General features: G+C 72.7%; 26 protein-coding genes. 19 read left to right on the top strand and 7 right to left on the bottom strand.

The genetic code is table 11. The features are described 5' to 3' along the window. The first annotated feature begins 64 nt into the window (after positions 1 to 64). The 10 genes from AB0M54_RS29085 to AB0M54_RS29040 all read left to right on the top strand — a co-directional run bounded on the left by AB0M54_RS29085 (position 65) and on the right by AB0M54_RS29040 (position 11,438). A complete protein-coding gene (locus tag AB0M54_RS29085; protein WP_364474738.1) occupies positions 65 to 1,693 on the top strand; it encodes a carbamoyltransferase C-terminal domain-containing protein in 1,629 nt (542 codons plus the stop codon). Beyond that, positions 1,690 to 2,769, top strand: a complete 1,080-nt coding sequence (locus tag AB0M54_RS29080; protein ID WP_364474736.1) for a glycosyltransferase — start codon at positions 1,690 to 1,692, stop codon at positions 2,767 to 2,769. Before AB0M54_RS29085 ends, AB0M54_RS29080 begins: the two co-directional genes overlap by 4 nt. Continuing rightward, on the top strand, positions 2,766 to 4,481 hold the full coding sequence (locus AB0M54_RS29075; protein ID WP_364474735.1) for an HAD-IIIA family hydrolase: 1,716 nt from the start codon (positions 2,766 to 2,768) through the stop codon (positions 4,479 to 4,481). Before AB0M54_RS29080 ends, AB0M54_RS29075 begins: the two co-directional genes overlap by 4 nt. Next, positions 4,478 to 5,410, top strand: a complete 933-nt coding sequence (locus tag AB0M54_RS29070) for a glycosyltransferase (protein ID WP_364317837.1) — start codon at positions 4,478 to 4,480, stop codon at positions 5,408 to 5,410. Before AB0M54_RS29075 ends, AB0M54_RS29070 begins: the two co-directional genes overlap by 4 nt. Continuing rightward, the gene (locus AB0M54_RS29065; protein ID WP_364474733.1) at positions 5,395 to 6,642 is read left to right on the top strand and encodes a glycosyltransferase; all 1,248 of its coding nucleotides are present in this window, start codon (positions 5,395 to 5,397) and stop codon (positions 6,640 to 6,642) included. Before AB0M54_RS29070 ends, AB0M54_RS29065 begins: the two co-directional genes overlap by 16 nt. Continuing rightward, positions 6,639 to 7,253, top strand: a complete 615-nt coding sequence (locus AB0M54_RS29060; RefSeq protein WP_364317833.1) for an SIS domain-containing protein — start codon at positions 6,639 to 6,641, stop codon at positions 7,251 to 7,253. Before AB0M54_RS29065 ends, AB0M54_RS29060 begins: the two co-directional genes overlap by 4 nt. Then, positions 7,250 to 8,650 (top strand): PfkB family carbohydrate kinase, encoded by a 1,401-nt coding sequence (locus tag AB0M54_RS29055; RefSeq protein WP_364317831.1) that lies wholly within the window; start codon positions 7,250 to 7,252, stop codon positions 8,648 to 8,650. Before AB0M54_RS29060 ends, AB0M54_RS29055 begins: the two co-directional genes overlap by 4 nt. Positions 8,651 to 8,664: 14 nt before the next feature. Beyond that, complete coding sequence (locus AB0M54_RS29050) at positions 8,665 to 9,345, top strand: SDR family oxidoreductase (RefSeq protein ID WP_364474820.1); 681 nt, start codon at positions 8,665 to 8,667, stop codon at positions 9,343 to 9,345. After that, positions 9,342 to 10,256, top strand: a complete 915-nt coding sequence (locus AB0M54_RS29045) for a glycosyltransferase family 9 protein (protein ID WP_364474731.1) — start codon at positions 9,342 to 9,344, stop codon at positions 10,254 to 10,256. The genes AB0M54_RS29050 and AB0M54_RS29045 overlap by 4 nt, the downstream gene beginning before the upstream one ends. 141 nt (positions 10,257 to 10,397) lie before the next feature. Continuing rightward, complete coding sequence (locus AB0M54_RS29040; protein ID WP_364474729.1) at positions 10,398 to 11,438, top strand: hypothetical protein; 1,041 nt, start codon at positions 10,398 to 10,400, stop codon at positions 11,436 to 11,438. 154 nt (positions 11,439 to 11,592) lie between these two features. Here the strand turns inward: AB0M54_RS29040 and AB0M54_RS29035 are convergent, their stop codons facing one another. Further along, on the bottom strand, positions 11,593 to 11,826 hold the full coding sequence (locus AB0M54_RS29035) for a zinc ribbon domain-containing protein (RefSeq protein WP_364317825.1): 234 nt from the start codon (positions 11,824 to 11,826) through the stop codon (positions 11,593 to 11,595). A 57-nt stretch (positions 11,827 to 11,883) separates the two neighbouring features. On the opposite strand from AB0M54_RS29035, the gene AB0M54_RS29030 reads away from it, so the two are divergent. Continuing rightward, entirely contained in the window at positions 11,884 to 12,504 is a 621-nt protein-coding gene (locus AB0M54_RS29030; RefSeq protein WP_364317823.1) for an ElyC/SanA/YdcF family protein, read from the top strand. Positions 12,505 to 12,583: 79 nt separating this feature from the next. Then, positions 12,584 to 13,324, top strand: coding sequence for a glycosyltransferase family 2 protein (locus tag AB0M54_RS29025; protein ID WP_364317821.1), 741 nt, complete (start codon positions 12,584 to 12,586; stop codon positions 13,322 to 13,324). A gap of 107 nt (positions 13,325 to 13,431) precedes the next feature. Here AB0M54_RS29025 and AB0M54_RS29020 read toward each other — a convergent pair whose 3' ends face one another. Next, positions 13,432 to 16,404 carry an EAL domain-containing protein gene (locus AB0M54_RS29020; RefSeq protein WP_364317819.1) on the bottom strand — a complete coding sequence of 991 codons (2,973 nt, stop codon included), beginning with the start codon at positions 16,402 to 16,404 and terminating at the stop codon, positions 13,432 to 13,434. 156 nt (positions 16,405 to 16,560) lie between these two features. Here AB0M54_RS29020 and AB0M54_RS29015 point away from each other — a divergent pair, with 156 nt between their 5' ends. Next, complete coding sequence (locus AB0M54_RS29015) at positions 16,561 to 18,165, top strand: chitinase (protein WP_364474727.1); 1,605 nt, start codon at positions 16,561 to 16,563, stop codon at positions 18,163 to 18,165. Between the two features lie 12 nt (positions 18,166 to 18,177). On the opposite strand, the gene AB0M54_RS29010 is transcribed toward AB0M54_RS29015, so the two are convergent. The 4 genes from AB0M54_RS29010 to AB0M54_RS28995 all read right to left on the bottom strand — a co-directional run bounded on the left by AB0M54_RS29010 (position 18,178) and on the right by AB0M54_RS28995 (position 20,314). After that, positions 18,178 to 19,098, bottom strand: a complete 921-nt coding sequence (locus tag AB0M54_RS29010; protein ID WP_364317816.1) for a hypothetical protein — start codon at positions 19,096 to 19,098, stop codon at positions 18,178 to 18,180. 21 nt (positions 19,099 to 19,119) lie between these two features. After that, positions 19,120 to 19,467 (bottom strand): hypothetical protein, encoded by a 348-nt coding sequence (locus AB0M54_RS29005; RefSeq protein WP_364317814.1) that lies wholly within the window; start codon positions 19,465 to 19,467, stop codon positions 19,120 to 19,122. Beyond that, a complete protein-coding gene (locus tag AB0M54_RS29000) occupies positions 19,467 to 20,081 on the bottom strand; it encodes a YbaB/EbfC family nucleoid-associated protein (RefSeq protein ID WP_364474725.1) in 615 nt (204 codons plus the stop codon). The genes AB0M54_RS29005 and AB0M54_RS29000 overlap by 1 nt, the downstream gene beginning before the upstream one ends. Positions 20,082 to 20,149: 68 nt before the next feature. Continuing rightward, positions 20,150 to 20,314, bottom strand: a complete 165-nt coding sequence (locus AB0M54_RS28995; protein WP_364474723.1) for a hypothetical protein — start codon at positions 20,312 to 20,314, stop codon at positions 20,150 to 20,152. 2 nt (positions 20,315 to 20,316) lie between these two features. Here AB0M54_RS28995 and AB0M54_RS28990 point away from each other — a divergent pair, with 2 nt between their 5' ends. Continuing rightward, on the top strand, positions 20,317 to 20,793 hold the full coding sequence (locus AB0M54_RS28990; protein WP_364474721.1) for an SRPBCC family protein: 477 nt from the start codon (positions 20,317 to 20,319) through the stop codon (positions 20,791 to 20,793). Between the two features lie 314 nt (positions 20,794 to 21,107). On the opposite strand, the gene AB0M54_RS28985 is transcribed toward AB0M54_RS28990, so the two are convergent. Further along, a complete protein-coding gene (locus tag AB0M54_RS28985; RefSeq protein WP_364317808.1) occupies positions 21,108 to 22,535 on the bottom strand; it encodes a GGDEF domain-containing protein in 1,428 nt (475 codons plus the stop codon). A 75-nt stretch (positions 22,536 to 22,610) separates the two neighbouring features. Here AB0M54_RS28985 and AB0M54_RS28980 point away from each other — a divergent pair, with 75 nt between their 5' ends. From AB0M54_RS28980 to AB0M54_RS28960, 5 genes are read left to right on the top strand one after another with little or no spacing between them, the layout of a single operon-like run. Further along, positions 22,611 to 23,399, top strand: a complete 789-nt coding sequence (locus tag AB0M54_RS28980) for an N-acyl homoserine lactonase family protein (protein WP_364474720.1) — start codon at positions 22,611 to 22,613, stop codon at positions 23,397 to 23,399. Beyond that, positions 23,396 to 24,295 (top strand): NAD(P)-dependent oxidoreductase, encoded by a 900-nt coding sequence (locus AB0M54_RS28975; RefSeq protein ID WP_364317805.1) that lies wholly within the window; start codon positions 23,396 to 23,398, stop codon positions 24,293 to 24,295. The genes AB0M54_RS28980 and AB0M54_RS28975 overlap by 4 nt, the downstream gene beginning before the upstream one ends. After that, positions 24,292 to 24,657, top strand: a complete 366-nt coding sequence (locus AB0M54_RS28970) for a cupin domain-containing protein (protein WP_364317803.1) — start codon at positions 24,292 to 24,294, stop codon at positions 24,655 to 24,657. The genes AB0M54_RS28975 and AB0M54_RS28970 overlap by 4 nt, the downstream gene beginning before the upstream one ends. After that, a complete protein-coding gene (locus AB0M54_RS28965) occupies positions 24,650 to 25,522 on the top strand; it encodes an NAD(P)-dependent oxidoreductase (RefSeq protein ID WP_364317801.1) in 873 nt (290 codons plus the stop codon). Before AB0M54_RS28970 ends, AB0M54_RS28965 begins: the two co-directional genes overlap by 8 nt. Further along, positions 25,519 to 26,298: a carboxymuconolactone decarboxylase family protein gene (locus AB0M54_RS28960; protein WP_364474718.1), complete on the top strand. Its 780-nt coding sequence runs from the start codon at positions 25,519 to 25,521 to the stop codon at positions 26,296 to 26,298. Before AB0M54_RS28965 ends, AB0M54_RS28960 begins: the two co-directional genes overlap by 4 nt. Positions 26,299 to 26,334 lie beyond the last annotated feature (36 nt).

Genomic DNA, 26,334 nt, shown 5'->3' with positions numbered 1-26,334 from the left:
GTGATGTCGAAGTAAGTCGCTGATCATGTGAGTAACGGCTTGATCCTCGGGTACGCGGCGGGCCATGCGAGTTCTGGGTGTCAATGCGATCTTCCACGACCCGGCGGCCGCGCTCGTGGTCGACGGGCGGGTGGTGGCGGCCGCCGAGGAAGAGCGATTCAGCCGCCGTAAGCACGGCAAACGACCGGTGCCGTTCGCCGCTTGGGAACTGCCCGAGCTGGCCGCCGCCTGGTGTCTGGAGGAGGCCGGGCTACGTCCGGACGACCTGGACGCGGTCGCGTACTCCTTCGACCCCGGCCTCTCCCGTGACGCCAAGTCACTGGGCCTTGACGATCCGTGGGACCACCTGCGGCTCGACTACGCGCGGCGGGCGCCGCAGTTCCTCGCGGCGGCGCTGCCCGGGCTCGACCCGGCGATCGTGCGGTTCGTGCCGCACCACGTCGCGCACGCCGCGTCGGCCGGGCTGTCGGTGCCCGAGGACAACGCGGTGCTCGTCCTCGACGGGCGCGGGGAGGTCGCCGGTCACCTGGCCGGGGCCTATCGGGGCGGAGAGCTTTCGGTCCTGCGTACGCAGGAACTGCCGCACTCCCTCGGCCTGCTCTACGAGGACCTCACGCGGCACCTGGGCTTCCTGCACTCCAGCGACGAGTACAAGGTGATGGCCCTCGCGTCCTACGGCAAACCACGTTTCCTGTCGCTGTTCCGCGAGCTGGTGCGCCCGACCGGCGACGGCGGCTTCCAGGTCGACCGGATCGACTGGGCGGCGATGGCCAAGCCCCGCGGCGCGTCCGAGGAGATGACCGACACGCACGCCGACCTCGCCTCGAGCGTGCAGACCCGGCTCGAAGAGGTCATCCTCGACCTCGCCCGGTGGACGTACGAGGCGGCCGGCGCCCCGCCCACCCTGACCATGGCCGGCGGCACCGCGCTCAACTGCGTGGCCAACGCCCGCATCGCCGCCGAGGGCCCGTTCGAGCGGGTCTGGGTGCAGCCCGCGGCCGGCGACTCCGGCACCGCCCTGGGCGCGGCGCTCGCGGTCACCGGGGAGCCGGTGCCGTTCGGCACGGCGGCGCTCGGTCGCGGCTGGAGCGACGAGGCCCTCGAAGCCGAGCTCCGGCGGGCCGGCCTGCCGTACACCCGGCCCGCGTCCATCGCCGAAGAGGCCGCGAAGGTGCTCGCGGCCAACGGGATCGTCGCCTGGTACCAGGGCCGCAGCGAGTACGGGCCGCGGGCGCTCGGCCACCGGTCGCTGCTCGCCCACCCCGGCGACGCGGACACACAGACCCGGATGAACGACGTCAAGGGCCGCGAGCAGTTCCGGCCGATCGCGCCGATGGTCCGGGCCGAACGCTTCGCCGACATCTTCGAAGGCGTCTACCCGAGCCCGTACATGCTCTTCGTGCACAACGTCCGCCCGGCCTGGCGCGACCGCATTCCCGCGGTGACGCACGTCGACGGGACCGCGCGGGTGCAGACCGTCCACCAGGACTCCGAGCCGCTGGTCGCGGCCATGCTGGCCGAGTTCGAGAAACTCACCGGGCTGCCGGTGGTGGTCAACACGTCGCTGAACACGGCCGGGCGGCCGATGGTGGACACGCCGCGCGAGGCGATGGAGCTGTTCGGCTCGGCGCCGGTCGACCTGCTGGCCCTGGGCCCGTTCGCGGTGCACCGAGGCAAGGCGTTCGCGGCGTGACCGGGGTCAGCGTGGTCATCCCGACGGTGGGCCGGCCCAGCCTGCGCACCCTCCTGTCGGCGCTGTCCTCGGCTCTTTCACCGGCGGCCTCGGCCTCTACGCCGGGGGTTTCGGCTGCGGCTTCCTCGCCGGCGGTCTCGGTCGAGATCATCGTGGTCGACGACCGCACCGATCAGACCCGGCCGCTGGATCTTCCGGCGGACGTCGACGTCAAGGTCCTGGCGGGTCCGGGTGGCGGCCCGGCCGCCGCGCGCAACATCGGCTGGCGGGCCGCGCGGCACGAGTGGGTCGCGTTCCTCGACGACGACGTGGTGCCCGGCGACGGCTGGTGGGAGGCGCTCGCGGACGACCTGCTCGCCGCCGATGCCACCACCGGCGGGGTGCAGGGCAACCTGGACGTCCCACTACCCGCGGACCGGCGGCCGACCGACTGGGAACGCGTCACGGCCGGCCTCGCCGACGGCGCCTGGCTCACCGCGGACATGGCCTATCGGCGGACGGCGCTGGAGCGCACGGGAGGATTCGACGAACGCTTCCCGCGCGCCTTCCGCGAGGATGCGGAGCTGGCCCATCGGGTACGCGAGCAGGGCTGGACCCTGCACCGCGGCCGGCGGCGGGTCACCCACCCGGTCCGGCCGGAGAGCACCTGGGTGAGCCTGCGCACCCAACTCGGCAACGGCGACGACGCCCTGCTCCGGCGCCTCTACGGCCCGCGGTGGCGCGAGCTGCTGGCGATCCCGCCCGGGCGGCGGCACCGGCACGCCCTCATCACCGCCGCCGGCCTCGGCGCCGCCGTGAGCCGCCTCGCCGGATTCCGGAAAACGTCGCTCCTCCTCGGCGCGGCTTGGGCCACCGGCACGTCCGAGTTCGCCGCCGCCCGGATCCTCCCCGGCCCCCGCGACCCCCGCGAGGTAGCGACCATGGTGGCCACCAGCGTGGCGATCCCGCCCCTCGCCATCTTCCACTGGCTCCGCGGCGCTGTCCGCTCCCGAACCGCTTCCCGACCATCGGCCATTGCCGGCCGAGGTGCTGCTGTCCGCCGCGCTCGGTCTCGGTCTTCGGAGGATTCTCGATGAGCGCGCCGTTGTTCGACGCGGTTCTTCTCGATCGCGACGGAACCATCGTCGTGGATGTGCCCTACAACGGCGATCCGTCGCTGGTCGCACCGATGCCTGGGGCGCGCGAGGCCCTGGACCGCCTGCGCGCGGCCGGCCTGCGCCTGGGTGTGGTGACCAACCAGTCCGGGCTGGCCCGGGGGCGCTTCACCGCGGAGCAACTGGCTGCCGTGAACCGTCGCGTCGAGGAGTTGCTGGGACCCTTCGACACCTGGCAGGTGTGCCCGCACGACGACCAGGCCGGCTGCACCTGCCGCAAGCCCGCGCCGGGCTTGGTCACGGCGGCCGCAGCCGCGCTGGGCACCACACCGGAACGCTGCGTTGTCATCGGTGACATCGGCCGGGACATGGTCGCGGCGCAGGCGGCCGGCGCGACCGGCATCCTCGTGCCCACCCCGGTCACCCGGCCCGAAGAGGTGGCCGCCGCCCCGGCCGTCGCCCCCGATCTGGCCGCGGCGGTCGACCTGATCCTCGAGCGGCAGACCCTCGTCACGCCCAGCACCCGGCCGACACGTTCCGCCACCGCGCTGGACCCGGCACGTGCCGGGACTGTGCTTGTCGTCAGGTCTGATTCGGCCGGCGACGTGCTGGTCACCGGGCCGGCCATCCGGGCCGTGGCGGACGGCGCCGAGCGGGTGGTTCTGCTCTGCGGGCCACGCGGCCGGGCGGCGGCCGAGCTGCTGCCCGGCGTGGACGAGATCGTGGAATGGCCGCTGCCCTGGATCGACCCTGAACCCGGGCCGGTCGACCCGTCGGACATCGCGGCGCTGACCGGCCGGTTGCGGGAGACCGGCGCCTCCGAGGCGGTCGTCTTCACGTCCTACCACCAGTCCGCGCTGCCGCTGGCCCTGCTGCTCCGGCTGGCCGGCGTCGGCCGGATCACCGCGATCAGCGACGATTACCCGGGCTCACTGCTGGACGTCCGGCACCGGGTGCGGGACGACGTTCCGGAGGCCGAGCGGGCACTCAGCGTGGCGGCGGCGGCCGGCTTCGGACTTCCGCCGGGCGACGACGGCCGGCTGATGGTCACCGGCTTCTCCGCCGGAGCGGGCACGGATGCGCTTTCCCCGTCGGGGGTGGAGGTGCCCACTCACCCCCGCTCACGCCAGCTACCCCGCCACAGTGGTCGGCCCTACCCGGCGGCCCTCGCATCGGTGCCCACTCTGGCCACGTGCCCGCGGGACTACGTCGTTGTTCATCCCGGCGCCAGTGTGGAGGCGCGGGCCTGCCCGCCGGAGCGGATGCGCGAGATCGTCGCCGCGCTCGCCGCGGACGGGCACCGGGTCGTGGTCACCGGCGGGCCGGGGGAGCGGGAGCTGGCCGCGTACGTGGCCGGAACCGTGGCCGAGGACGCCGGCCCGACCTCCTTCGCCGAGCTGGCGGGCGTCCTCGCCGGGGCGCGCTGCGCGGTCGTCGCCAACACCGGCCCGGCCCACCTGGCCGCCGCCGTCGGCACCCCGGTCGTCAGCCTCTTCGCGCCGACCGTCCCCTATGGACGTTGGGCGCCCTACCGGGTGCCGGTTGTCCGGCTGGGGATCCCGGACGCGCCCTGTCGTGACACCCGTGTCACCAGCTGTCCCGTACCGGGGCATCCCTGTCTGTCCGCTGTTGAACCTGTTCAGGTGCTTGCCGCCGTCCGGCTGCTCGCGCCCCGGCTGGAGGTCGCCGCGTGAACATCCTGCTCTGGCATGTGCACGGCTCCTGGACGACCGCGTTCGTCCAGGGCAAGCATCGTTATCTCGTGCCGGTCAACGATCAGCGCGACGCCTGGGGGAGGGGCCGGGCCCAGACGTTCGACTGGCCGGACACGGTCGAGGAGGTGCCGCTCGATGACATCGGTGACGTGGACGCCGACGTGGCCATCGTGCAGCGGCCGGCGGAACTCGACCGGCTGCCCGGGCGTTTGCGGAAGATCTACGTCGAGCACAACACGCCGAAGGGCGACGTCCCGGACACCCGGCACCCGATGGCCGACCGGGACGACCTGATCGTCGCGCACGTGACCCACTTCAACGACCTGTTCTGGGATGTCGGCGGCACCCGCACCACGGTCGTCGAGCACGGCATCGTCGAGCCGGCCGCGCGCTGGACCGGTGAGCTGGACCGCCTGGCCGTGGTCACCAACGAGCCGATCCGGCGGCGGCGGGTCACCGGCACCGATCTGTATCCGCGCTTCGCCCAGGTCGCCCCGCTCGACGTGTTCGGCATGGGGGTCAAGGGCCTCGACAGCGATCGGGTACGCGCGTACGACGACCCGCCCCAGCACGAGATGCACCGGCTGGTCGCCCAGCGCCGGGCGTACCTGCACCTCTGCCGTTGGACCTCGCTCGGGCTCAGCCTGATCGAGGCCATGCAGATGGGCATGCCGGTGATCGCCCTGGCCACCACCGAGGCGGTGGCCGCCGTCCCGCCGGACGCCGGCGTGCTCGCCACCGACGTCACCACCCTGATCGAGGCCGCGCGGCGGCTGATCGACGACCACGACGAGGCCCGCCGGCTGGGCGCACGCGCCCGGCAGGTGGCCCTCGCCCGGTACGGCCTGGACCGGTTCCTGGCGGACTGGGACCGGCTCCTGGAGGAGGAAACATGCGGATCGCGATGATCTCGGAACATGCCAGCCCGTTGGCCACCCTGGGTGGCGTGGACGCGGGCGGCCAGAACACCCACGTGGCCGAACTGGCCGCGGCCCTGGCCGGCGACGGACATCAGGTTCGTGTCTACACCCGGCGTGACGACCCGGGCCTGCCCGAGGTCGCGCCGCTGACCGACGGGGTCGACGTGGTGCACGTGCCGGCCGGCCCGCCGGTCACGCTGCCCAAGGACGACCTGCTGCCGCACATGGGCGCCTTCGCCGAGTGGATGGCCGCGGACTGGCGTGGCAACGGGCGGCCCGACGTGGCCCATGCGCACTTCTGGATGAGCGGGCTGGCCGCGGTCACCGCCGGCCGGGCCTGTGGCGTGCCGGTGGTGCAGACCTACCACGCGCTCGGGGCGGTCAAGAAGCGGCACCAGGGCGCGGCGGACAGCAGCCCGCCCGGCCGGATCGGCTACGAGCGGGCGCTCGGCCGGGCCGTCGACCGGGTCGTCGTGCAGTGCACCGACGAGATGAACGAGCTGATCCGGCTCGGCGTACCCCGGCATCGCATGACCTTGATCCCGTCCGGGGTGAACCAGGCCCGGTTCCGGCCCGACGGCCCGGCCTTCGCCAAGGACCGGACGCGCGTCCTGACGGTCGGCCGGCTGGTCGAGCGCAAGGGCGTCGAGGACCTGATCCGCGCGCTGCCCGCGGTGCCCGGCGCCGAGCTGGTCGTGGTCGGCGGGCCACCACCGTCCGAGATGGACGGTGATCCGTACGTGCGGCGGCTGCGCCGGGCCGCCGAGTCCAACCGGGTCGCCGACCGGGTACGGCTCGTCGGCGCCGTGTCACCGGAGGACATGCCGGCCTGGTACCGCTCCGCCGACGTGGTCGCCGCGACACCCTGGTACGAGCCGTTCGGGCTGACCGCGCTCGAGGCGATGGCCTGCGGCGTGCCGGTCGTGGCCACCGCGGTCGGCGGCCTGCTCGACACGGTGGTCGACGGTGTCACCGGTGACCTGGTGCCGGCCCGCGACCCGGCCGCGATCAGCTCGGCGCTGCGCCGCCTGCTGACCGACGACGTCCGCCGCACCGAGTACTCGGCCGCGGCCGCCGACCGGGCCGTCCAGTGCTACAGCTGGGAGCGGGTCGCGGCGCGCCTGGCCATGATGTACGCCGGCGTCACCGGTGTCGCCGCGGCGACGGCTGCGGGCCGGTCAGCGGCCGCGGCGCCGACGGCGGCCGAGGTGGTCGCATGAGCGAGCCCCTCGACCAACACCTGGACGGGCTGGCCGCGGCCATCGAGCCGTTCCGGTCCCGGGCCGGCCTGCTGGCCCGCTGGGGCGGACTGCTCGCCCAGCACCTCGGCACCGGCGGCCGGCTGCTCGTCGCGGGCAACGGCGGCAGCGCGGCCGAGGCCCAGCACCTGGCGGCCGAACTGGTCGGCCGGCTGCGCACCGAGCGGCGGCCGCTGTCGGCGATCGCGCTCACCCCGGACTCGTCCGCGGTCACCGCGATCAGCAACGACTACGGCTTCGACGAGGTGTTCGCCCGCCAGGTGCGAGCGCACGGCCGGCCGGGCGACGTGCTGCTGCTGATGTCGACCAGCGGCCGCAGCCGCAACCTGGTCGCCGCGGCCCGGGCCGGGCGCGAGTGCGGGCTGCGTACCTGGGCGATGGCCGGCGCCGGACCGAGCCCGCTGGCCGACCACTGCGACGAGACCCTGCACTGCCCGTCGCCGGACAGCCAGGTGGTGCAGGAGCTGCACCTGGTCTCGGTCCACCTGCTCTGCGAGTACATCGACCGCGCGCTGCCCGCGGTGCGCGCCGACGAGGAAAGGCGAGACCAGGAGATGCGAGTCGCCGTATGAAACCCGATCTGATCATCGTCGGTGACACCCTGCTCGACCGCGACGTCGAGGGCAGCGTGCGCCGCATCGCGCCGGACGCCCCGGCGCCCGTGCTGGACGAGGACGAGGTCCGCGAGCGGCCCGGTGGCGCCGGTCTGGCCGCGCTGCTGGCGGCCCGTGACGGCCACAAGGTCGCGCTGATCACCGCCCTGGCCGACGACGCGGGCGGCGCCCGGCTGAGCGAGTTGCTCAGCGAGGCGGGGATCGACGTGTACGCGCTGCCGCTGCCCGGCGCCACCGCCGAGAAGATCCGCCTGCTCGCCGGTGGCCAGGTGCTCCTCCGGTGGGACCGCGGTGGCACGCCGCGCCCGCCCGGCGCGGCCACCGAGGCGGTGGAAGATCTGCTCCGCGAGGCCAAGGCGATTCTGGTCAGCGACTACGGCCGGGGCGTGGCGGCCGAGCCGTCGGTGCGCCGGGCGCTGACCGCGACCCGGGCGCCGATCGTGTGGGACCCGCACCCCAACGGCCCGCCGCCGGTCCCCGACGTCCGTCTCGTGACACCGAACCTCGCCGAGGTCCGCAAGCTCACCGAGGACGCCGGCAACGGCTCCACCCTGTCCACCGCCCAGCGGGCCGGGCACACGCTGCGGCAACGCTGGCGGGCCGGGGCGGTGGCGATCACCTGCGGCGCGGACGGCGCGGTGCTGTGTCACTCGGGCCCGACGCCGCTGGTGGTGCCGGCGCCGGCCATGTCCGACGGTGACACGTGCGGGGCGGGGGACCGGTTCGCCGCGACCGCGGCGCTGGCCCTGTCGCGTGGCGCGCTGGTGTCCGTGGCGGTTCAACAGGCCGTGCGGGCGGCCAGCGCGTTCGTCGCGGCCGGTGGGGCGTCGGCGGCGATCTCCGGTACGCCCGACGAGCCGGCCGATCGGTACGGGCCGGAGCGCATCGGCACCGAGGCGGCCGGGCGGCTCATCCGTGAGGTCCGCGACAAGGGCGGCACGATCGTCGCCACCGGTGGCTGCTTCGACCTGCTGCACGTCGGGCACCTGGCCACCCTTCGCGCCGCCCGTACCCTCGGCGACTGCCTCATCGTGTGCCTGAACAGCGATGACTCCGTACGCCGGTTGAAGGGCCCGGACCGGCCGCTGACCGCCGAGACCGACCGGAGCCGTCTGATCGCCGCGCTGGACTGCGTCGACGCGGTCGTCGTGTTCGACGAGCCGACGCCCGAGGCCGTCCTGGCCTGGCTGCGCCCGGACGTCTGGGTCAAGGGCGGCGACTACGCCGACGGCGGACCCGAACTGCCCGAGGCCGAACTGGTGCGGCGCTGGGGCGGGCAGACCGTCATCGTGCCGTACCTGGACGGCCGATCCACCACCCGGACCATCGAGGCGGCACGGGCCGCCACAGCGTGAGGAGAGACATGAGCATGGACGCAGTGATCGTCACCGGCGGCTCCAGCGGCCTGGGCGCCGCCGTGGTCGACGCGGTGCTGAAGGAGGGCGGCCGGCCGTACGTGCTGGACCGGCGGAAGCCCGCCGTGGACGTCCCCTGGATCGAGTGCGACCTGGGGAACACGCGGGCCGCCGAGGCCGCCACCGGCCAGGCGATCGAGCAGGCCGGCGGGCGGATCGACGGCGTGGTCACGGCGGCCGGCATGGACGTGCCCGGCGCGCTCGGCGACATCCCCGGCGAGACCTGGGACCAGATCGTCGCGATCAACCTGCTCGGCACGGCCGCGGTGGTGCGGGCGGCGCTGCCCGCGCTGAAGGAGTCGCACGGCGGCGTCGTCACGGTCGCCTCCACGCTGGGCGTCAAGGCGGTCGGCGACGCCACGGCGTACTGCGCGGCGAAGTTCGGCGTGGTCGGCTTCACCCGGTCGCTCTCGGCGGAACTCACCGGGCAGGTGAACGTCACGCTGGTCATTCCGGGCGGCATGCGTACGCGCTTCTTCGACGAGCGCGAGGACCGGTACAAGCCCGGCCCCGACGCGATCCTCAACGACCCGGCGAACGTGGCCGCGGCCATCCTGTTCGCGCTGCGGCAGCCGCCCGGCTGTGCCGTACGCGAACTCGTCATCGCGGCCGAGACGGAGACCTCGTACCCGTGATCCTCGCCCTCCGGGCCCTGGGCGTCGGCGATCTGGCCACCGGCGTCCCCGCCCTGCGTGGCCTGCGGCGCGCCTTTCCGGACGAGCCGCTGGCGCTGGCCGCGCCGGCCTGGCTGACGCCGCTGATCGTTCTGATCGGCGGCGTCACCCGGGTCGTGCCGGTGAACGGCCTGGACCAGCCGGTCGACTGGCCGGTGCGGCCGCGGATCGCGGTCAACCTGCACGGTCGCGGCCCCGAGTCGCACCGCCTGCTGCGGACCGCTGCCCCCGGGGAACTGTGGGCGTTCGAGGCCGATGGCGGTCCTCAGTGGAATGACGAGGAGCACGAGGTCGCCCGCTGGTGCCGATTGTTGCGTCATCACGGGGTGCCGGCCGACCCGTCGGACCTCGGGCTCGCGACGCCGGAGGCCGAGGTCCCCGCCGGTGTCACGATCATCCACCCCGGGGCGAAGTCGCCTTCCCGCCGGTGGCCGGTTGGTCGCTACGCCGCGGTCGCGCGTCACTTCGCCGCCGACGGGCACCGTGTGCTGGTGACCGGCTCGGCGGCCGAGCGCGGTCTGGCCCTGCGGGTGGCCTCGCTGGCCGGTCTCGGGGCAGCGGCCGTGCCGGCGACCGGTCTCGCCGAGCTGGCCGCCCTGGTGGCCCGGGCCCGCCTGGTGGTCAGCGGTGACACCGGTGTCGCGCATCTCGCCTCGGCGTACCGGACGCCCTCGGTGACCCTCTTCGGCCCGATGTCGCCCGCCCGCTGGGGCCCGCCGCAACGCCCGTGGCACCGCCCGATCTGGCACGGCACCCGCAGCGAGCCGGGCGACGCGCCCGGCCCCGAGGTGCATCCCGCCCTGCTGGCCATCGAGGTCGGCGAGGTCCTCGCGGCCGCTGACGTGGTGAGTGGTTGCAGCTTCCGGACATGAGGGCGTTCCGGGCGGCGGCACGGCAGCCTCGCGGGCGCGGACTACCGTGCTGCTGTTCGCCAGCGAGTGCGACGGCTGGGCCAAGCAGCCCTGACCATAGTCCGGTTGACGTTATATCTCGTCGCCCGTACGGTGTGCCGCGTGCTTTCCTCTACGATGCTTCTGGCCGCCTATCCGGCCCGCCTGCGCCGCCGCCACGGGGCCGAGCTGCTCACCACGCTGGCCGAGATGACCGACGGCCGTCCGACCCGGGCCGATCGCCTCCGCCTGGTCGTCGACGGCGTGCGCGAACGCTTCCGGCTCCCCGCCCGGTGGCCGCTCGGCGCCCTCGTCGCCGCGTTCGTCATGCTGGCCGGCGGCGCCGTCGGCCTGGCCGTGGGCTCCTTCGCCGGCGAGCAGGCCCACCCGGCCCTGCCGGCCCCGGCCACGCTGGTCCCCCAGATCCTGGGCGCCTCGGCCCGCCCCGACGTGCTCGAAGGCGACCGCTTCTCGCTGGCCATCACCGAACGCCTGGGCACCGCGACCCCGATCGAGCCGGAAGTGCGGGCGATCCACCAGCGCCTGGCCGCCGCGGGCTGGGATGTCACCGCGATCGACCAGCACCGCGACCTCGACCAGTGGGGCTTCTGGGCCCAGTCCGGCGACCTCCGCGTCTCGATCGAGGGCTACCCCGACGAGAACCATCCGGTGGCGGTCCTGGGCTACCCGGTCCGCCCCGCCTCGTACCTGCCGCTGGTCCTGGGCGGCCTGCTCGTCGGCCTGATCGCCGGCTGGCCGGTCGGCGCCGCCCTGGCCCACCGCCTGGCCGCGACCCGGCACCTCGTGCCCGCGCTCGTGGTGGCCGCGCTCGGCGCCGTCCTGGCCGTGGTGCCGGTCGGTCGTCTCTACCAGGGCCTGGTCCTGTTCCTGACCGACGACGACGGCTTCGGGGTGGGCGCCCTGGTGCACAACGCGCTCGCCTGGATGCCGTGGCCGCTGCGCGACACCAGCCAGTTCCCGGACAGCCCCTGGCCCGGCGTGCGGACGCTGCTGCTCGGGCTGGCGCTGATCGCCCTGGCGGCGACGGTGGCCTTGCGCCCGCGGCCCGGCGAGGCCGAGACGGCGACGGCGACAGCGGCCGGCGGAGGTCTGAGCCAAGAGCCAGGCCCCGGCGAGGCCGGGCCGGCGACGGCAGTGGGCTGAGGTCTGAGGTCTGAGGTCTGAGCCAAGAGAGCCTCAGCCCGCGCCGGCGACGGTGGTGGGCTGAGGCCTGTTCAGGCCAGCAGCGAAGCACGGTGGTGGGCTGAGGCCCTGGGCGGGCGAGCAGCGAAGCGCGGTTGGTGGGCTGAGGCCCTGTTCAGGCGAGCAGCGAAGCCACGTGACGGTCGTCGAGGTGGCGGGCCGCGCCACAGTGGGTGCACTCGCGGAAATAGGTCGGGCGCTTCACCGGGAACAGCGGGATGAAGAAGAGCGAGAACTTCGTGGTCCGCTTGACCAGGCCCTGCGCCGCGGTGTGGCCGCAGACGTCGCAGAGCATGGTGCGGACGCCCAGGCGGTGGTCGGAGGTGCGGAGACCGAAGATGAGGAACATGGTTCCACGGTAGGCCGCCCGGCAAAGGGCTGCCCGGGTTGGTGTTCATCACGGTCGATGAGGTTGTATCGGCTGGTGGCGTCGGCGGGGGTTCTGCTGGTGTTCGGGCGCGGGGTGGTCCGGACGGGTGACGGCTGGGCGCTGACCGCGAGCGGGGCCGCGCGGGTGGCCGCGGCCGTGGAATACGTCATGGAGCACGCGTCGGCGCGCCCCACGGTCGTCTTCACGGGGGGCTGGCCCGAGGCCAGTGAGGGCGCCGCCGCGCCGCCCGCCGGAGCGCGCGAGGGCGACCTGATGCTGCGCGCCGCGCTGGCCTCGGGGCTCGGTGATCGGGCCGACCTGCACGCCGAGACGCGCTCCCGGAGCACCCTGGAGAACCTGCTGCACACGGCGCGGGACGGGCTGCTGGGCGAGCGGCCGTTCGGTCCGGCGTACCCCCTGGGTCTGGTCTCGCACGCCTGGCATCTGCCGCGCGTGCGCTTCCTGGTCGGCAAGGTGCTCGGGCTGCGCGGGGACGCCCTGGTCGACGTGCCGGCGGTGGGTGGCGAGGAGGCCGGCGACCGGGGTCTGCTGCTGGCCGCCCGGCTCGGCTTCCTGGGCGCCCGGCGCGGCGACACGCTGCTGCGCCGCGAGCGCCGGATGGTGGCCCTGACCAGGCGAATGGCGCGGGGGAGATAACCGGCCGAACGGGTGAGATGGGGCACGTGAGGCGGCGGCCCCGTTTCGGGTACGAAGGCGGCAGGGTACGAAAGGCGGCATGAGCGAGCAGGCATGGCCGATGGTCCTGATTCCCGTGCATCGGCCGGGGGAGCGGCTGACCGCCCTCCTCGATGATCTGCTGGCGGACGGGCCGGCGCCCGAAGATGTGCTCATCGTCGATGACGGCAGCGGCCCCTCGGCCGACAAACTGCTGGCCGATGTACGTGAGCGCGGCTGCACCGTGCTCCGCTCCCCGGTCAACCGCGGCAAAGGCGCGGCCCTGAAAACCGGCTTCCGCGCGGTGGCTGAAGGCCGCGTGGCTGAAGGCCGCGTGGTCGAAGGCCGGGTGGCCGACGGACGTGACGTGGTGACCGCGGATGGCGACGGCCAACATCGGGCTGCCGACATCGGGGCGGTGGCCGCGCGGGCCGGGCGGGGAAGTGTGGTGCTCGGCGCGCGGCCGTTCGGGCGGATGCCGCTGCGCAGCCGGCTCGGCAACGTCGTCACCGATCTGCTCTTCCGGGGCGTCACCGGGCGCGCCGTCGCGGACACCCAGACGGGGCTGCGGGCGTACCCGGCTGATCTTCTCGGCACTTTGCTGAAAGTGCCGGGTGAGCGTTTCGAGTACGAGATGAATGTGCTGCTGACCGTGGTCGCGGCCGGGCGGCGGATCGAGGAGGTCCCGATCCCGGCGACGTATCTGGACGGCAACGCCGGTTCGCATTTCGGCCGGATCAGCGACTCCGCCCGCGTTCTGGGCACGCTCGTGCGGCACGCCGCTTCCTCCGGCCTGAGGTGAAGCTTCCTCCGGCCTGAGGTGAAGCGCGGCGCCGGCTTCAGACCGACACCGCCAAGGTCGCGCACGCTGAGTGTGCCGGGCCGGCTCGGGGCCGGCCCGGCACCGGGTCAGCGGGCGGTGGCGTCGGCCAGGGCGCGCTCGATCGGGACCGGGCGGCCCAGGTAGAAGCCCTGCCCCAAGGGGACGCCGCACTCGGCGAGCGCGTCGCGTTGCTGCTCGGACTCGATGCCCTCGGCGATGACCGTGCAGTCGTGTTCGCCGGCGAACGCGACCAGGGCCCGGATCGACGCCCGGCGAGCGCCCTCCTTCTCGACGCCGGCCAGGGCGGCCCGGTTCAGCTTGAGGAAGCCGGGCTTCAGCGACTCCATCCGGGCCAGGCTGTCGTAGCCGGCGCCGGCGTCGTCGACCGCGATGCGTACGCCGTCGGGCAGCTCCGCCAACTCCGAAGCGTCGGCCTCGGCCACCTCCAGGACCAGGGGCCGGGAGCTCTCGGCCAGCAGGGGCGCCAGTTCGCGCGGGCGGCGGAGCAGGTCGGCCGAGATGTTGACCGACAGCCACACCCCCTCGGGCAGGGCGTCCGCGCTGGCCAGGGCGGCCCGGACCAGGGCGGCGTCGAGGTCGATGCCGCGGCCGGCCAGTTGCGCCGCCTCCAGCCCGCGTTCGGGGCTGCTGCCGTCGGCGAACCGGGTCAGCGCCTCGTACCCGACGATGTCACCGGTGGCAAGGTCGGAGATCGGCTGGAACACCGTGAAGAAGTTGAACTCCTCGAACGAGCTCGACCGGGAGGCCGCGGCCGGCGTGGCCCGGCGGGCGCCGGACTGGGCGGAGCGCACGGCCACCTGGCCGGCCGAGCCGCGGTCGCCGCGGTAGTGCAGCACCGAGGCCCAGTCGCCGATCGCGCCGTTGGGCGCCGTCGTGCGCTGCTCGGCCAGCGGGACCGGCGTCTTCTTCTTCTTTTTCTGAGAAACCGGCTTGTAGAGCCACGAACGCAGGTGGGTCAGCAGGTCGACGATGGTGTTGCCGACGCCGACGAACGCCACCATCGCGTACGTGGACAGCACCAGGTTGAGGCCGGCGAAGACCAGGTTGTCCCACTGGCCGAGCTGCACGTCGCGGACGACCGTGTAGGCGCAGAGGGCGACCAGAACGAGTGGGGCGAGCAGGTAGCTGGTCGCGGCCGTCGTCCGGTTCCGCACCTTGGGCGTACGTTTGAACGCGCTCTTCTCGCCGGTCAGCAGTTGCAGGATGGACGCGAAGCTGCCGCTGAGGTTGACCGGCAACAGGATCAGGTTGAAGCCGTAGATGCGTAGCACGTCGGACCGCTTGTAGCCGATGGCCTTCAGGTCGGCGCTCATCATCAGGAAGTACGGCACCGACACCAGCAGCAGGATCGGGTTGAGCAGGTCGGCGTTGAACGGGTACGCGAGCATGACGACCAGGCACACGGAGCTCCAGAAGATGGAGGCCATGTAGTTCACCCGCAGGAACAGCTCGCCGAACCGCACCTTGGCGTGGGTCCGGAGCTGGTCGCGCAGCCGGGAGAGGATCAGCAGGCCGCCGTTGGCCCAGCGCTGCCGCTGGATGGCCAGCGAGCCGAAGTCCGGCGGGGTGGCGCTGTAGGCCAGCCGCTCCGGGTAGTTGAACAGCGTCCAGCCGTTGACCCGCAGATCGATGGTGGACTCGGTGTCCTCGATGACGGTCCGGTCCTGGATGTAGCGCCGGATCTCCCAGTCGCCCTCGTAGGCGACCTCGCAGATGTCGTCCAGGGCCTTCTTGCGGATGACCGCGTTGGCGCCCACCCAGAACGTGGCGTCGTAGTGGGTCATGCCCTGGTGGACGATGTGCTGGATGTCGGTGGTGGCGCCGGAGATGCGCTCGATCCGCGACGCCGAGCCGGGGTACGCGCTGTACGGCGTCTGTGCCACCGCGACCTTCTCGTGCGCGCCCTGTTCGAGCAGGTGCACCAGGCGCAGCGCGTACTCGGGCAGCAGCACGCTGTCCGCGTCCAGGGTCAGCACGTAGTCGGGGTCGGGGATGGTCAGCTCGCCCCGGCCGGGCGCGGCCGGCACCAGGGCGACGCCGAGCGGGGTGGCCACCTCCTGGAAGCCGCCGCCCATCAGGCCGATGTAGCTGTTCAGGTTCATCGCCTTGTTCGGCTCGCTGGACAGCGAGACGTACCGCTTGCGCTCGAAGCTGGTCACGGTGGCGTCGAAGGTGGCGAGCAGCCGCTTGTACAGCTGCGCCAGCCGCTCGACGGGCAGCGCGGTCCGGTCGTCGGCGCCGTCCTCCAGCGCCTCGGCGATCCGGCCCAGGTCCTCGGCCAGCGCGTTGACGATGTGCTCGACGAAGAACGTGTCGGTGTGGTCGACCATCTCCTGGCGGCGGCCCAGCCCGAAGAGCCAGCCGGCGGCGAACCGGTACTCGTCGGCCAGCTCGCGCATGTCGTCGACCGCGGCGATCCGTTCGTCGCGCTCGTCGAGGGACTGCTTGAACCTTTCGTACGCGCCGCTCACCCGCCCGAACGGCACGGCCAGCTCGGCCTCGATGGCGCCGGGCAGCGCGCGGGCGGCCACGAGCAGGTCGCGGGCGTTTCGCGTCTTCGGCTCGTGCGGGTCGTCGATGAGCAGCGTCACCCGCAGGCCCGGGTACTCCTGCAGGGCCGCGGTGAGCAGCGTGGTCCGGATGACCCGCTCGTCCTCCTGGTACGAGGGCACGAGCACGGTCATCGACGGCGTCTCGCCGGCCAGGAAGTTGTCCAGCACGATCCGTGGCGCCCGGTGGTGTGAGCGGCTGCGGTAGAAGAAGCCGATCCGGGTGATGAGGTACGCCGTGGCCGACGCGGCCAGGCCGGTGACGACGACCATGTACACGATCGCCTCGATGACCAGCCGCGCGCTGCTGGCGTGGCCGGCGATGAACTGCTGGATGATGGTGTTGATGATGTAGGCGGCCCAGACCGTGATGGTCAGCACGATCGCGAGCCGGCCGCGGGCGATGCGCCCCTCGGTGACGGGTGGCGGAACGAGCGGGTGCGGGGCGGAGCGCTTGTCGGCGCCCCATTGGCGCGGGGTGCGCTGCATCAGTCGTCCTTCGTCGCGGGGGGAGGTCGCCTTCCCATCGGCGGCGTACGGACGAGTCTTGAAGGTTTTCGCGGTCGAAGATCCTTCAGTCCGGGTACGGGCTGCCGATCCTTCTGCTCAGGGCCACCCCCGCCCAGCCCCGTGTGAAGGAGAGCCATGCCGACCAACGGCGCCACCCTGCCGTCCACGCGCCCGGACCCGCTCGCCGACCCCGGCTGGCAGGAACCCGAGGTTCCGGCGGAGCGGCTGTCCTGGTTGCGGCTCAGTTTCCTGATCCTGATGGTGGCCGCGCTGGGCGGCGGTGGCACGCTCGCGGTGCTGCACTTCCGGGACACCGCCGGCCCGACCGCGAAGTCGTGGGCCGTCCCGTACGTGGACGTCACGCTGACGCCAACCTTCGAGTTCCAGGACCCGGGCGTGAACCCGGCCCAGGATGTGGCGCTGGCCTTCGTGGTGGCCGACCCCAAGGACGGGTGCGCCCCCAGCTGGGGTGGCGCCTACACGATGGATGAGGCGGCGGCGTCCCTGGAGCTGGACCGCCGGATCAGCCAGCTGCGCGCCGGCGGCGGCAACATCATCCTCAGCCTGGGCGGGCTGACCAACAGCGAGCTGGCGGTGGCCTGCACCGATCAGGCGAAGCTGACCGACGCCTACCGGCAGCTGATCCGCCGCTACGACCTGGACACGCTCGACCTGGACGTCGAGGGCACCGCGGTGGCCGACCAGGCGTCGCTGACCCGGCGGGCCAAGGCGCTGGCCACCCTGCAGGCCGAGCGGGCGGCGGCCGGCAAGCCGCTGACCGTCTGGCTGACCCTGCCGGTGAGCCCGGACGGGCTGACCGCGGACGGGCTCGGCGCGGTGCGTACGACGCTGGAGGGTGGCGTCTCGCTGCGCGGCGTCAACGTGATGACCATGGACTACGGCTCGGCCAAGGGCACCGCCCCGGACATGCTGGAGCTCGGCACCCAGGCCCTGGAGGCCACCCACAAGCAGCTCACCGACCTCTACCTGCGGCTCGGCGTGCAGCTCACGTCCCCGCAGGTGTGGTCGCGGATCGGCGCCACGCCGATGATCGGCCAGAACGACGTGGACGCCGAGCGGTTCACCGTCGCCGACGCGCAGGGCCTGGCCCGGTTCGCCGTCGACAACGGCCTGGGCCGGGTGTCGATGTGGTCGCTGAACCGCGACGCCAAGTGCCGCGGCACCTTCACCAACGTCGTGGTGCACTCGAACACCTGCAGCGGCGTCGACCAGGACGCGCTGGCCTTCTCCCGGGTGTTCGCCGGCCTGCCCGGCAGCGCGGTCGGCACCTCGGCCCGCGACGCCGTCGAGATCCCCGACTCCGAGCCGGTGGCCGACGACCCGGAGACCAGCCCGTACCCGGTCTGGCGCCTCACCGCGCAGTACGTGAACGGCTACAAGGTGGTCTGGCACGGCGTGGTCTACGAGGCCAAGTGGACCAACCAGGGCAGCGACCCGTCCGAGGCCGGCGACTCGGCCACGCCGACACCGTGGACGGTCATCGGCCCGGTCAGCCCGACCGAGAAGGCGCCGGTGCCGACCCCGACCGTGACCGGCGTGAGCGAGGCCTGGGACTCGGAGAAGGTGTACGCCCACGGCGACCGTGTCCGGGTCGGCGACCTGCCGTACGAGGCCCGCTGGTCCACCAAGGGCGACGCGCCGTCGACCGACTTCCCCACCAACCCGGACGACCCGTGGAAGCCGCTGTTCGACGTGCCGGGCGAGCCGGTCGTGAAGTAGCCCGGGACACGGTCACCAGAACAGGTGCACGTTGTCCTCGCCCACGACGCGGATCGCGGTCGCGATGACCTCCGGTCCCAGCTGAGAGTTGTCGAGCCACACCTCGGCCCGCACACCCTGCTCGGCGGCGCGCCTCTGCATGAGGGCGAGTTGATTCGCCCATTTCTCCAGGTCCTTGGCCTTGGAGTTGCCGCCGACCGAGATGAAGTTGCCGTTCGGGCCGATGACGTCGACGTCAGTGACCTGCTGTTTGGTGTTCCCGTCCTGGTAGAGGAGGAGCCCCTGGCCGCCCGGCTCGGCCAGCACCGTGCCGCCGACCAGCTCCGCCACCGCCCGCTCGCGGTCGGCGCCCTTCGCGTCCTGGTCGTCGTTGAACTCCGGGAGCGCCCACTCCGGCAGGACACCGGTGAGGCCCCCGAGGGGCGCGCGGTCGATGACCGGCAGGGCCCGGGCCGGCGGCCCGCCCGCGCCCCTCGACGCGATCTGCGCGGCGACGCGGTCGAGCAGCTCGTTGATGATGGCGGCCATGTCCTCGACGAACTTCTGGGCCGTGCTCGCCGGGGCGAACAACTTGATCATCGCGTAGGGGAACTCGTTGACGTCGATGCTGTCGCTGATCTGGTCCTTGGCCCAGTAGACCGCGTAGGCGTACATCGCCGCGTACTCGCCCATGAAGGCCATGTCCTGGCCGGACCGGAGGGCCGCCGCGCGTACACCGTCGATCGTCCCCTTGTAATACCGGCCGACCTCATCGACCCAGGCCTGGGTGAGCCCGTCGTCGGCCGGAGCGCCGGCCGCCTGGAACGCGGCGGCGGCGTTCTTCCACGCGTTCGCTCCCTCCTCGACCATGTTCTCGTTGCTCACCGGCCACTCGGTGAACGGCCGGACATCCGTCCACAGCCCACTCCAGTCGATCGGCTGGGGAACCGGCATGGAGCGCTCCTCTCCGCCTCGTCACCGAGGACGCGCACCGGCGTTCGCTCCGCGCACGGCACTCATCGCGGCCTGAGCCGCGTCCTCCGCCTCCCGCGCCAGCCGGGCACTGTCGCGACCCACATCCGAGCGTTCCCGGAACCGTCGCGGAATCGACTCGCCGTCTCGGAGCAGGCGCCCCTCGCGATGCGAGTAGCCGCTGTAGAAGGCGTTGGCCAGCCGATCGTCACCGCGTGGTCCGACCGCCTCCCGCATCATCTCGATCGCACCGCGGTTGGCCTCCCACGCGTCGGACGCCTCCTGGCCGGCCTGGGCGACGTTGTTGGCGCCGGTGTAGACGTCGGCGGGGACGATGTTCCAGCCGGCCATCAGCGGCTCACCTTCTCCGCGGCGTCCCGCGCGGTGCTCACGATGGCGCCGGCCAGCCGGCGGGAGTCGCTGGGCCGGAAGACCCGGTCGTCCAGGGTCAGGCCGATCAACTCGCCGCGTCCACCGGCCGTGGCCGTGACCAGGCCGTCCGGCGAGGTTGCGGTCGCCGACGCCGAGCGGAGCCGGTCGCGTTCCCCGATCAGCGTCTCCCGGTAGGACGCGTAGTCGGGGCGTGCGGCCGCCGGCATGCCGTTCATCGGCGGCGATTGGGGCGGCCGGGCGAGGCAGCGGTCCAGCTCGGCCAGGGGCGGGTCGAACATCACGTCGACCGGCTCGCCCCGGCGGCGGCCGGTGAGCGGCCGGACCAGCTCGCCGGCCTCGGCCGCGGCGCGTCTTCCGGCTTCGCCGGCGGTGTGTACGACCTCGCGGGCGAGAGCGGCGCCGTCCGCCCGGCGCAGGACGTTCGGGTCCAGGCGTACGTCCCGCAGGTCGCCGCGCGCACCCACGACGACCCGGACCAGCCCGTCCGCCGACGTGACGGTGATGAGCATCTGCTCCAGGTCGCGGTGGATGGCGATCATCCGGTCGCGGCGCGCGGTGTCCGAGGCTCTCATGACCGCGAGTGTGCCGCGCCCGGCGGCCCCGCGCCGGCCGGATGTCACCAAGCGGCCAGCATGATCGGTCAGTAGAAGATCGGGCCGGGCGCGCCGCCACCGACCACCACCGGGTCGCCGTTCGTGGCGACCACCCGTACCCCTTCCGCCTCGAGTGACCGCGCCACCTGGAACCCGATCCCGCGGCTGCCACTGGTGACGAGCGCGCGCTTCCCGCTGAGCTGTAGGTCCATGTGTGCATGATCGCCCCGAGGGCGGGTACGCGACCATCGTGTCCATCACCACGCGCACGATCAACGCACGTCCCGAACGGGTGTTCGCCGTGCTGGCGGACGGCTGGACGTACAGCGACTGGGTGGTCGGGACCACCCACATCCGCGACGTCGACGCCGCCTGGCCGAAACAGGGGTCCCAGCTGCACCACAAGGCCGGCCCGTGGCCGGTGTCGCTGCACGACACGTCGACGGTGATCGCCGTGACACCGGAGTCATCGCTGACCCTCCGGGCCGGGCTGTGGCCGCTGGGCGAGGCCGAGGTGCGGATCACCCTGGAGCCCCTCGGCCCGGAGCGGACCCGCGTGGTCATGCGCGAGGAGTTCAAGGCCGGCCCGTTGCTGGGCCTGCGCAACAAGATCAACGACGTGGTCCTGCACCGCCGCAACATGGAGGCCCTGCGCCGGCTCGCCGACCTGGCCGAGCGACGGAACAGCTAGCCGCCCCACCGGCCGGTACTCTTCCCCGTCTATGCGATGGGGAATGGTGACGGCGCTGGCCGCCGGGTTGATGACGCTGTCCTCGTGCACGTCCACCCCACCACCTGCCCCGGCCCCGGGCGCCCTCAGCCCCCCTCGCCCTCGGTGTCGGCCGCGCCTCCGCCGCCCGGGCTGCTCCTCGCCGCCGCCCCGCTGTGGAGCCGGGAGTCGAGGTCAGGCGTTCCAGGTGCTCCGGGTAGCGAACCCGAACTTGGTGGCGACCACGACCTGGTCGCGGACCGGTTCCAGGGCGCGCCAGGCCATCGCGGGCGGGGTCACCTGGTGGTGGTGAAGCTGACGTCGGCCAGGTGGGGATCGGAGCTGACCGTGGTCCGGTTGCGGCCCTCGCGTTTGGCCGTGTAAAGGGCGGCGTCGGCGCGGGCCACCAGCTGGTCGGCGGTCTCGACGCCGGTCCACTGGGCCATGCCGGCCGAGAAGGCCTGGCCGTTCGGGGTGACCTCGCGCAGACGCTCCATGATCCCGTCGACCTCGGTCAGGCGGCAGCCGAGGATCAGGCCGAACTCCTCGCCGCCGTACCGGGCCACCAGGTCCTCGGACCGCAGCTGCCCGCGCCAGGCCACCGCCGCGCCGCGCAGGAGCTGGTCGCCGGCCTGGTGGCCGTGCTCGTCGTTGTACCGCTTGAAGTGGTCCAGGTCGATCAGCCCGACCAGCAGGGTGCGGCCCTGGCGGCGGGCGCCGGCCAGCCGCCGGTTCAGCTCGATGTCCCAGGCCCGGCGGTTGGGGATGCCGGTGAGGCCGTCGATGTAGGCCATCGCCTCGAGCTGGGTGGCCTGGTCCTGCACCGTGCGCACGAGCTCGACCATCCGGGCGATGACCAGCGCGAACACGACGACGCAGCAGATCGAGGCGGCCAGCCAGTCGACCCGGCCGCCGCTCGCCAGCCCGTCGACGACCAGCAGCACGGGGCTGATCAGGCAGCCCGAGCCGATCAGCAGCACCCGGGCCCGGGTGGCCTCTCCGGTGGCGATCGGGGTGCCGGTGCCGAAGGTGGCCATCGAGGGGTGCAGCGCGGCCCCGCCGAGCAGCAGGGTGGCCAGCACGAACAGGGGAGCGGTGCTGTCGCTGTGGATGCCGTGGCTGTTCTGCCACACCCACATGATGTGGCCGGCGGCCAGCGCCAGCAGGGACGCGGTGAGCTGCCAGAACGCGGCGCCGCGCCGGGCCGACGAGGTGAAGAACCGGATGAACGCGGCCAGAACCATCAGATCGGCCAGCGGGTACGCCATGGTCACCAGCCGGGTCACCGGTGGCATGCCGCCGAGGTGGACCAGATCCTGCAGGAACAGCAGCCACACGCCGAGGCCGAGCCCGACCGTGACGATCAGCGTGTCCAGGATGCCGGCCCGGTCGTGCCGCCAGGACAGGCCGCGGATCAGCATCATCAGGCCGGCCGCCAGCAGCGGATATTTGAGCAGCCAGAAAAGGTCGGACAGCGACGGGTACGGTACGAAGCCGTGCTGGATGTTCCAGGTCAGGACCAGGTTGCCGGCCAGGTCGGCCAGCGCCGAGCCGGCCAGCAGGAGGAACGGCGGCTTCCTCGAGACGGTGAGGACGGCGGCACAGGTGAGCACCGAGACGCTGGCCGTTACCACCGTGGCGAAGAGCGAGTCCTGGGGTACGAAGGCGCGTGTGGCCGTGAGCGCGACGGAGAGCGCGCACCAGCCGAGCCAGAGGTAGGTCACCTCTCCCTGATCGGCAGGACTCCCCGAAGCCGTAGCCGGTTGCCAGAGATTGTCTGACGATCATATAATCCGGCGGTGCAGAGGTGGCAGGTGGTGATCGTCCGGTACGGCACCCGGCAGACGGTCCGGAGCGACGTCTACCTCAATCATCACCTCTACGGCGAGCCGGACGGCCCGATCGGCATGGACTACTTCTTCTGGGTCCTGCGCGGCGCCGGCCGGACGATCGTGGTGGACACCGGCTTCTCCGCGGCGGGCGGCGCCAACCGGAAGCGCACCACGCTGATCGAGCCGGCCGCCGCCCTCGACGCGCTCGGCGTCGACCGGGCCACCGGCCCGCCGGTCGTGGTCACCCACGCGCACTACGACCACATCGGCAACCTCGGCCTGTTCCCGATGTCACCGGTGTCGATCGCGCGGGCCGAGTACGACTTCTGGACCGGCCCGTACGCCAACCGCACCCTGCTGCACCACTCGGTCGAGGACGACGAGATCGCCCACCTGAGGCAGGTCGAGAGCGAGGGTCGCCTGCGCCCGTTCGCCGACGAGGCCGTGCTCGCCCCGGGCGTCCGGCTGATCCGGCTCGGCGGGCACACGCCGGGCCAGACCGTCGTGCTCGTCGACACTTCCGCCGGCCCGGTCCTGCTCGCCTCCGACGCGGTGCACTACTACGAGGAGTACCAGCGCAGCATGCCGTTCACCCAGGTGGCCAACCTGATCGACATGTACGCCGGGTTCGAGCGCATCCGCGGCATGGTCGACTCGGGCGAGGTGCGCTACCTGGTCCCCGGCCACGACCCGGCCACCCTGGCGCGCTTCGGCGGGACCGACGGCACCTATGCGACGATCGGGGAGGCACCATGAGGATCGGATTCGCCGGGCTCGGCAACATGGGCGGCCGGATGGCCACCTGCGTGGTCAAGGCCGGTCAGGACGTGCTGGGTTACGACGTACGGCCGGAGAACGTCATCGCCGCGGGCGCGACGGCCGCGGCCTCGATCGCCGAGGTGACCGAGGGCAGCGACATCCTGCTGCTCTCGCTGCCGGACAGCACCGTGGTCGAGGCGGTGGTCCTGGGTGACGACGGGGTCCTGGCCCATGCCCGCGAGGGGCAGATCGTCGTCGACCTCTCCACGGCTGCGCCGGATTCCACCGTACGCATCCACGCCCTGCTCGCCGAGCGCGGCGCGGCCTATCTCGACGCGGGCATCTCCGGCGGGGCCGCCGCGGCCGAGAAGGGCGCGCTGACCCTCATGGTCGGCGGCGACGACGAGCCGCTGGCAACCGCCCGCCCGGTGCTGGACCTGTTCGCCGGCCACATCTTCCACTGTGGACCGAGTGGTTCCGGGCACACGGTCAAGCTGCTCAACAACTTCCTCAACGCGATCGCCCTGTCGGCCACCGCCGAGGTCATGGTCGCCGGCAAGAAGGCCGGCCTCGACCTGGCGACCCTGCTGGCCGTGCTCAACGCCGGCTCGGGCGTCAACTTCGCCACGCTCAACCGGTTCCCGAAGATCATCCACGGCGACTACCTCAAGGGCGGGCTCACCAACAGCCTCATGCTCAAGGACGTCAACCTGTACGTCGAACTGGTCGCCCGGCTGGGCGTGGCCAGCCTGAACGCGGCCGGCCCGGTGGCCAGCTTCGGGATGGCGCGGGCGCTCGGCTACGCCGACGAGATCAGCAACACGGTCGTCGACGCCATCGGCGACCTGTCCGGCGGGGTACGGCTGCACACGCGAGAGGAACCCGGAGCATGAGGATCGTCCACGGCCGGGCCGACGGCCGGGCCTCGGAGCGGCGCGCCACGGTCACCGGTGACGTGTGGTTCGACCAGGTGCTGCCCGCGACCGACGGGACCACGATCGCCACGGTGTTCTTCGCGCCCGGCGCCCGGACGTTCTGGCACAGCCACGAGAACGGCCAGATCCTCCAGGTGCTCAGCGGGCGCGGCCTGATCTGCCCGGACGGCGAGACACCGCAGCCGATCCAGGCCGGTGACACCGTGTGGGTGCCGCCGGGGGAACGGCACTGGCACGGCGCCGCGCCCGACTCGTTCATGTCGCACACCGCGATCTCGCTGGGGGAGACCCGCTGGGCCGAGGAGGTCACCGGTGACTGAGGCGACGATCGGCTTCGTCGGCCTCGGCAACATGGGCCTCCCGATGGCGACCCGGCTGGTGACAGCGGGCTACCAGGTCGCCGGGTACGACGTCTCACCCGCGGCGGGGCAGGCCCTGTCGGACGCCGGCGGGGTCTACCGCGACGACCTGCGGGACGCCGTCGCGGGCAGCACGGTGGTGATCCTGATGCTGCCCAACTCGGACGTCGTCGAGGCGGTCGTCCATGACCGGGGCTTCGACCCGCCGGCCGGGACGACGGTCATCGACATGAGCTCGTCGGAACCCCTGCGGACCCGGGCGCTGGCCGAGGAACTGGCGGGCCGGAAGGCGACCCTCATCGACGCGCCGGTCTCGGGCGGCGTGAAGGGCGCGATCAACGGCAGCCTCACCATCATGGCCGGCGGCGACACCGGTGACATCGAGCGCGTGACACCGATCCTCGGGCACCTCGGGAAGGTCACCCGCGCCGGCGACGTCGGCAGCGGCCACGCCGTCAAGGCGCTCAACAACCTGCTCTCCGCCACCCACCTGCTCGCCACCAGCGAGGCGATCCTGGCCGGCGAGAAATTCGGCCTCGACCCGGCCACCATGCTGCAGATCTTCAACGGCTCCAGCGGCCGCAGCGGCTCCACCGACAACAAGTGGCCCAACTTCATCCTGCCCGGCACCTTCGACTCCGGCTTCGGGCTGCGGCTGATGCTCAAGGACATGCGCATCGCCACCGGCCTGGCCGACCAGGTGGGCGTACCCGATCCTCTCGGTCATGCCGCGGTTGAGCTGTGGGCGCGGGCGGCCGAGGCCCTGGACGCCGGCGCCGACCACACCGAAATCGTGAACTGGCTGCGAAAGGACGACTCCCGGTGACGCTGACCGCACGGCAGGAAGAGATCAAGGCCGAGTTCATCCGGGTCCGCGGGGCCTGGAGCGAGACCTGGGACGGTGTGCTGCGCCTGGACCCCGAGTTCCTGATGGCGTACCTCAACTTCTCGGCCGTGCCGTGGCGCAAGAACCACCTCGACGACAAGGTCAAGGAGTTCGTCTACATCGCCATCGACGCGAACGCCACCCACATGTACCTGCCCGGCGTGCGCCAGCACATCAGGGCGGCACTGAAACTGGGCGCCACCCCGCCGGAGATCATGGAGGTGCTGGAGCTGTCCGCGACGCTCGGCATCCACGCGATGAACATCGGCGTACCCATCCTGGTCGAGGTCCTGGCGGAGAAGGGCCTGCGCAACGGGCCGGCGCCGCTCGACGACCACCAGGAGCGGCTCAAGGCCGAGTTCACCCGCACGCGCGGCTACTGGCACGCCTTCTGGGACGAGATGCTGGAGCTCGACCCGGAGATGTTCGAGGCGTACACGGAGTTCTCGTCGGTGCCGTGGCGCTCGGGCACCCTCGAACCGAAGGTGAAGGAGTTCGTCTACATCGCCTTCGACACCGCGGCCACCCACCTCTACACCAAGGGCCTCAAGCTGCACATCGAGAACGCGATCGGCTACGGCGCCACGCCGCAGGAGATCCTCGAGGTGATGGAGATCGCCGCCGTGCTCGGCATCCACGGCGTCACCGCGGCCGCGCCCATCCTGCTCGAGGAGATGTCCGCCGCCGGGGTGAGCGCGCCCGCCATCGAGCGGTGACGCTCGTCGGCGATGTCGACCTGTCCCGGCGCATCG

It is taken from the genome of Actinoplanes sp. NPDC051470 (assembly GCF_040682035.1).
In the GTDB taxonomy this organism is placed as follows: Bacteria; Actinomycetota; Actinomycetes; order Mycobacteriales; family Micromonosporaceae; genus Actinoplanes.
This window is presented reverse-complemented; position numbering and strand designations above follow the sequence as displayed.

What these genes read in the sequence shown, in the direction of transcription:
- AB0M54_RS29060 (WP_364317833.1), top strand. Translation starts at nt 6,639, where the DNA reads ATGAGCGAGCCCCTCGACCAACACCTGGACGGGCTGGCCGCGGCCATC.
- AB0M54_RS29025 (WP_364317821.1), top strand. Translation starts at nt 12,584, where the DNA reads ATGAGCGAGCAGGCATGGCCGATGGTCCTGATTCCCGTGCATCGGCCG.
- AB0M54_RS29015 (WP_364474727.1), top strand. Translation starts at nt 16,561, where the DNA reads ATGCCGACCAACGGCGCCACCCTGCCGTCCACGCGCCCGGACCCGCTC.
- AB0M54_RS28975 (WP_364317805.1), top strand. Translation starts at nt 23,396, where the DNA reads ATGAGGATCGGATTCGCCGGGCTCGGCAACATGGGCGGCCGGATGGCC.
- AB0M54_RS29030 (WP_364317823.1), top strand. Translation starts at nt 11,884, where the DNA reads ATGAGGTTGTATCGGCTGGTGGCGTCGGCGGGGGTTCTGCTGGTGTTC.
- AB0M54_RS29020 (WP_364317819.1), bottom strand. Translation starts at nt 16,404, where the DNA reads ATGCAGCGCACCCCGCGCCAATGGGGCGCCGACAAGCGCTCCGCCCCG.
- AB0M54_RS29000 (WP_364474725.1), bottom strand. Translation starts at nt 20,081, where the DNA reads ATGAGAGCCTCGGACACCGCGCGCCGCGACCGGATGATCGCCATCCAC.
- AB0M54_RS28970 (WP_364317803.1), top strand. Translation starts at nt 24,292, where the DNA reads ATGAGGATCGTCCACGGCCGGGCCGACGGCCGGGCCTCGGAGCGGCGC.
- AB0M54_RS29050 (WP_364474820.1), top strand. Translation starts at nt 8,665, where the DNA reads ATGGACGCAGTGATCGTCACCGGCGGCTCCAGCGGCCTGGGCGCCGCC.
- AB0M54_RS29035 (WP_364317825.1), bottom strand. Translation starts at nt 11,826, where the DNA reads ATGTTCCTCATCTTCGGTCTCCGCACCTCCGACCACCGCCTGGGCGTC.
- AB0M54_RS29065 (WP_364474733.1), top strand. Translation starts at nt 5,395, where the DNA reads ATGCGGATCGCGATGATCTCGGAACATGCCAGCCCGTTGGCCACCCTG.
- AB0M54_RS29085 (WP_364474738.1), top strand. Translation starts at nt 65, where the DNA reads ATGCGAGTTCTGGGTGTCAATGCGATCTTCCACGACCCGGCGGCCGCG.
- AB0M54_RS28995 (WP_364474723.1), bottom strand. Translation starts at nt 20,314, where the DNA reads ATGGACCTACAGCTCAGCGGGAAGCGCGCGCTCGTCACCAGTGGCAGC.
- AB0M54_RS29010 (WP_364317816.1), bottom strand. Translation starts at nt 19,098, where the DNA reads ATGCCGGTTCCCCAGCCGATCGACTGGAGTGGGCTGTGGACGGATGTC.
- AB0M54_RS29005 (WP_364317814.1), bottom strand. Translation starts at nt 19,467, where the DNA reads ATGGCCGGCTGGAACATCGTCCCCGCCGACGTCTACACCGGCGCCAAC.
- AB0M54_RS29075 (WP_364474735.1), top strand. Translation starts at nt 2,766, where the DNA reads ATGAGCGCGCCGTTGTTCGACGCGGTTCTTCTCGATCGCGACGGAACC.
- AB0M54_RS29055 (WP_364317831.1), top strand. Translation starts at nt 7,250, where the DNA reads ATGAAACCCGATCTGATCATCGTCGGTGACACCCTGCTCGACCGCGAC.